The sequence below is a fragment of the Roseobacter sp. genome, from assembly GCF_024639605.1.
In the GTDB taxonomy this organism is placed as follows: Bacteria; Pseudomonadota; Alphaproteobacteria; order Rhodobacterales; family Rhodobacteraceae; genus Roseobacter.
In genome coordinates, this window is the sequence record NZ_JAHEHZ010000224.1 from 1 (window position 1) to 4,037 (window position 4,037).

General features: G+C 59.4%; 5 protein-coding genes and 1 pseudogene. 4 read left to right on the plus strand and 2 right to left on the minus strand.

Annotation, left to right across the window (positions count from 1 at the left end; all coding sequences use genetic code 11):
• Positions 1 to 749 (minus strand): annotated as a pseudogene (locus Q0M35_RS17835) (glutamine-synthetase adenylyltransferase); the annotation flags it as partial.
• 238 nt (positions 750 to 987) lie between these two features.
• Between Q0M35_RS17835 and Q0M35_RS17840 the strand changes: the two are divergent.
• The 4 genes from Q0M35_RS17840 to Q0M35_RS17855 all read left to right on the plus strand — a co-directional run bounded on the left by Q0M35_RS17840 (position 988) and on the right by Q0M35_RS17855 (position 3,601).
• Positions 988 to 1,404, plus strand: a complete 417-nt coding sequence (locus tag Q0M35_RS17840) for a DUF2852 domain-containing protein (protein ID WP_295317601.1) — start codon at positions 988 to 990, stop codon at positions 1,402 to 1,404.
• Between the two features lie 60 nt (positions 1,405 to 1,464).
• Positions 1,465 to 1,905: an RDD family protein gene (locus tag Q0M35_RS17845; protein ID WP_295317602.1), complete on the plus strand. Its 441-nt coding sequence runs from the start codon at positions 1,465 to 1,467 to the stop codon at positions 1,903 to 1,905.
• A 70-nt stretch (positions 1,906 to 1,975) separates the two neighbouring features.
• Positions 1,976 to 2,794 (plus strand): arginyltransferase, encoded by an 819-nt coding sequence (locus Q0M35_RS17850; RefSeq protein ID WP_295317603.1) that lies wholly within the window; start codon positions 1,976 to 1,978, stop codon positions 2,792 to 2,794.
• A 54-nt stretch (positions 2,795 to 2,848) separates the two neighbouring features.
• The gene (locus Q0M35_RS17855; protein ID WP_295317604.1) at positions 2,849 to 3,601 is read left to right on the plus strand and encodes an SDR family NAD(P)-dependent oxidoreductase; all 753 of its coding nucleotides are present in this window, start codon (positions 2,849 to 2,851) and stop codon (positions 3,599 to 3,601) included.
• A gap of 122 nt (positions 3,602 to 3,723) precedes the next feature.
• Here the strand turns inward: Q0M35_RS17855 and Q0M35_RS17860 are convergent.
• A partial coding sequence (locus Q0M35_RS17860) for a TRAP transporter large permease subunit (RefSeq protein ID WP_295317605.1) occupies positions 3,724 to 4,037 on the minus strand: 314 nt, incomplete at its 5' end.

Consider the following 4,037-nt stretch of genomic DNA (forward strand, 5'->3'; position numbering starts at 1 on the left):
CGTCCGAGGCTCTCATAATAGCGTTCTGCGGCTTCCATCGACATGCAGACGGGCGTGACCGCAGGATCGGGCCGCAGCCGCAGATCTGTCCGGAAGACATAGCCCTCCGCCGTCATTTCACTCAGCGTGGCAGACATCATACGGGTGGCGCGCACGAAAGCTGCGCGCGCATCATGAAAATCATCCGGATCAAACCGTGTCTCATCAAAGAGGCAGATCAGGTCGATGTCCGAGGAGTAATTGAGTTCTCCCGCACCCATCTTTCCCATCGCGAGGACCACCATACCGGCGGCGTCGCGCAAATCATCTTCGGTCATCCCGGGCAGTTTACCGCGCCGGATCTGCACCGACAGAGCTTCCCGCAGCGCCACCTGACAGGCGATACCGGCAAACCGGGTCAGCGTTCCCGTCACCTTCTCCAGCGGCCAGGCCCCGCCAAGATCCGCGAGCGCTGTGATCAGCGCCACGCGCCGTTTAGTCTGGCGCAGGCGCACGCGCAGATCGCCTGATACGTCCTCAGTGACCATTTGCAGTAACGCGTCCAGAGCCGCATCCGGGTCGTCGAGGGCTTCTTCGAGCCATTCGTTTTCTCTGGTGATCAGCCCGGCCAGATAGGGGCTGCACCCGGCCGTTCCGCGCAAGAGCGCCGCCAGCGCCGGGTCGCAGCGTGGCAGCGCGGCGACTGCATCGGCGCCTCTTTGCGCGTCCCACGGCCTGGGTGTGCGGGTGATCTGACGTGCGAATGCCATGGCTCAGCTTGAGCCTGTGGCGCCCCGAAGGTCAATGCCCGCGAGGTTTTGTAACCGTATCCTGCAAAAATTATTGCGCGCCAGAGATCTGAATTAATTACCTTTTCCGGATTAATGTAAAAATCATTCACATAGGCCCTTGTCAAAGGCACCGGGGATGCCGATTTAGGGTATGTGAAAGACATTCACATCGCCGGGCAGACCGGCGTTTCCGAAACCTCACAGAAAGGCGTACCTTATGACGACGATCACCCACACCCCCACGGCTCCGGGCCGGCCCGGCTGGTTTGCCCGCGCAGAGGGCTGGCTTGATGACAGGGGCAAAGGCGCGTGGATCGCTGCCATGGTGCTCAGTTTTATCCTGTTCTGGCCTGTCGGCCTCGCCCTGCTGATGTATATGATCTGGAGCAAAAGAATGTTCGCAAACACCTGTCGCAATTCCTGGAGCCAGGGTCACAGCATGAAATCCATGAAGACCACCGGCAACTCCGCTTTCGATGCCTATAAAAATGATACGCTGAAGCGGCTCGAAGAAGAGCAGGAACGGTTCGAAGCATTCCTGGAACGTCTGCGGGATGCCAAGGACAAAGCCGAATTCGACCAGTTCATGGAAGAAGCCGGCCCCCGGTCCGAGACACGCACGACCGAAACCTGACCCAATGATAATGCCCCGCACTCAGCGGGGCATTCTGCCATCTGACAAAAAAGGCCCCCGATGAGTATTCTGCCCGATCCCGACACACAGCCCGAATTTTACAAAGACGTACAAATCAAGCGCCTCTTTGCATGGGGTGTAGATGCGGTTGTGACGCTGCTGGGATGTCTGATCATCCTGCCCTTTACCGCCTTTACGGGCGTTTTCTTTTTCCCCCTGCTGTTTTTGTTCGTGGGCTTCGGGTATCGCACCATGACGCTGGCTAATGGCTCGGCCACCTGGGGCATGCGGTTGTTTTCGATCGAACTGCGCCGTGCGGATGGTGCACCGCTGGATGCAGGCCACGCTTTTGCACATACCCTGGGCTATACGTTCAGCTGGTTTCTGCCGGTCTTTCAGGTGATGTCCGTGATCATGATGGGCGCAACCGAAAGGGGTCAGGGACTGACGGATCACGTTCTTGGAACCGTGATGCTCAACCGGCGTGCGCTGGCGCGCTGATTTACCTAAAGTTGCGCTTGGCGACATGGGTCCGAGTTGCTATTCTGTCTGAAATCAAATCCGGACCCGCATGCGCCACACGCTTCCCATCGCGCCCCAGTTCTACGTGACGGCACCCCAGCCCTGCCCCTATCTTGAGGGCAGGATGGAGCGCAAGCTGTTTACAGCTTTACAGGGCGAGAGTGCTGACAAGCTCAACGACAGCCTTTCGCAGCAGGGTTTCCGGCGCTCTCAGAACGTCCTGTACCGCCCGTCCTGTGCCGAATGTTCGGCCTGCCTTTCCGCACGGATCAGCGTCGAGGATTATGCGCCCTCCCGCAGTCAGAAACGCACCAGCCGCCGGAACTCAGATGTCGAGCGCCGGGCGACGTCGCCCTGGGCCTCGGAAGATCAGTACGAGCTCTTTCGCACTTATCTCGACAGCCGCCATGCGGATGGCGGTATGGCCGATATGGATGTCTTCGAGTTCGCCGCGATGATCGAAGAAACACCGATCCGAAGCCGTGTCGTCGAATACCTCGACCCTGCGCGGTCCGGGCTGATCGCGGTGAGCCTCACCGATGTGTTGTCTGACGGGTTGAGCATGGTTTATTCGTTCTATGCCCCTGACGAGCCTAAACGCTCGTTGGGCACCTATATGATCCTTGATCATATCGAAATCGCGCGCGATGCCGGTCTGCCCTATGTCTATCTGGGCTACTGGGTGCCCGGCAGTCAGAAGATGGGCTATAAATCCAACTTCTCCGGTCTCGAGGTCTATATCGGCGGACGCTGGCAAAAGGTCAGAGACCCGGAAGCGTTCAACGCGGACATGCACCCGCTCTCCACCGATCCGATTGCCGAGCAGGTGGCCAATATTCATCTGCCCGACACGCGGCCGACCGGCTGACCGCGGGCACTTTCGGGATTGCCCCGAAACGCCGCTCAGATTACTTCCCCGGATATGGAAAACAAAGTTGCACTCATCACCGGAGCCGCCCGTGGGATCGGGCTGGCCACCACGCATCTGCTGCTCTCACGGGGCTGGCGTGTGGCCATGATAGATCGTGACGGCGAGGCCCTCGATGCCGCTGCCAGTTCAGCCGACGGGGCGCAGGCATTTCAATGCGATGTCTCGGACCCGGTCGCAGTCGGTACGATGGCTGCGGCAGTTACAGAGGCTTTCGGCCGGATCGATGCAGTGGTCAATAATGCCGGCGTCGCGGAATTCGGCCCCATCGGCGAGACAGATTTTGCCTGCTGGCGCAGAGTGATGGAGACCAATCTGGACGGCGTGTTTCTGGTCTCTCAGGCGACCCTGCCGGCCCTGAAAATGAGCCGTGGGGCCCTTGTCAACATCGCGTCCATTTCAGGGCTGCGGGCCTCCACCCTGCGCGTGGCCTATGGCACCTCAAAGGCCGGAGTGATCCAGCTGACCAGACAGCAGGCCGCAGAACTTGGTGAGTTCGGGATCCGGGCAAATTGCATTTGCCCCGGCCCGGTGCGTACGAAACTGGCCATGGCCGTGCACAGCCAGCAGATTATTGATGCCTATCATGATGCTATCCCGCTCAACCGGTATGGCAGTGAGACGGAAATCGCGGAATGTATCGCGTTTCTGTGCTCGGATCAGGCCAGCTATGTCACGGGCCAGGTGCTTGCGGCTGATGGCGGTTTCGAAGCCACAGGGGTCGGACTGCCAGCCCTGCGCCGCTGACGCTGCCACCGCGCCCCGTAGCCTGTTATTCAGGTGCTGCCGTTGCCGCACGCGCCGGCGGAGTATGTAATAAGGGGGCCGGAAAGGCCCCCTTGCATTTGAACTGATTGTCAGGCTGCCCGTCAGTTCGGGATAAGATCCGGCACGATCGTCACGATGCTCGGGAAGGTCCACAAGAGCGCCAGACCGGCCACCTGAATGAGCACGAACGGGATGATGCCGCGATAGATATGACCGGTCGTCACCTCCTTCGGTGCGACGCCGCGCAGATAAAACAGCGCGAATCCAAAGGGGGGAGTCAGGAACGACGTCTGCAGGTTCACTGCGATCATTATCGTCACCCATTTGGGATCAAATGTGCCGCCATAGATCACTGGTCCGACAATGGGGATCACGATGTAGATGATTTCCAGAAAGTCGAGCACGAAGCCCAGCA

Bases quoted from the DNA above. Each gene is read 5' to 3' on its own strand.
- Q0M35_RS17840 (WP_295317601.1), top strand. From the start codon at position 988: ATGACGACGATCACCCACACCCCCACGGCTCCGGGCCGGCCCGGCTGG.
- Q0M35_RS17845 (WP_295317602.1), top strand. From the start codon at position 1,465: ATGAGTATTCTGCCCGATCCCGACACACAGCCCGAATTTTACAAAGAC.
- Q0M35_RS17850 (WP_295317603.1), top strand. From the start codon at position 1,976: ATGCGCCACACGCTTCCCATCGCGCCCCAGTTCTACGTGACGGCACCC.
- Q0M35_RS17855 (WP_295317604.1), top strand. From the start codon at position 2,849: ATGGAAAACAAAGTTGCACTCATCACCGGAGCCGCCCGTGGGATCGGG.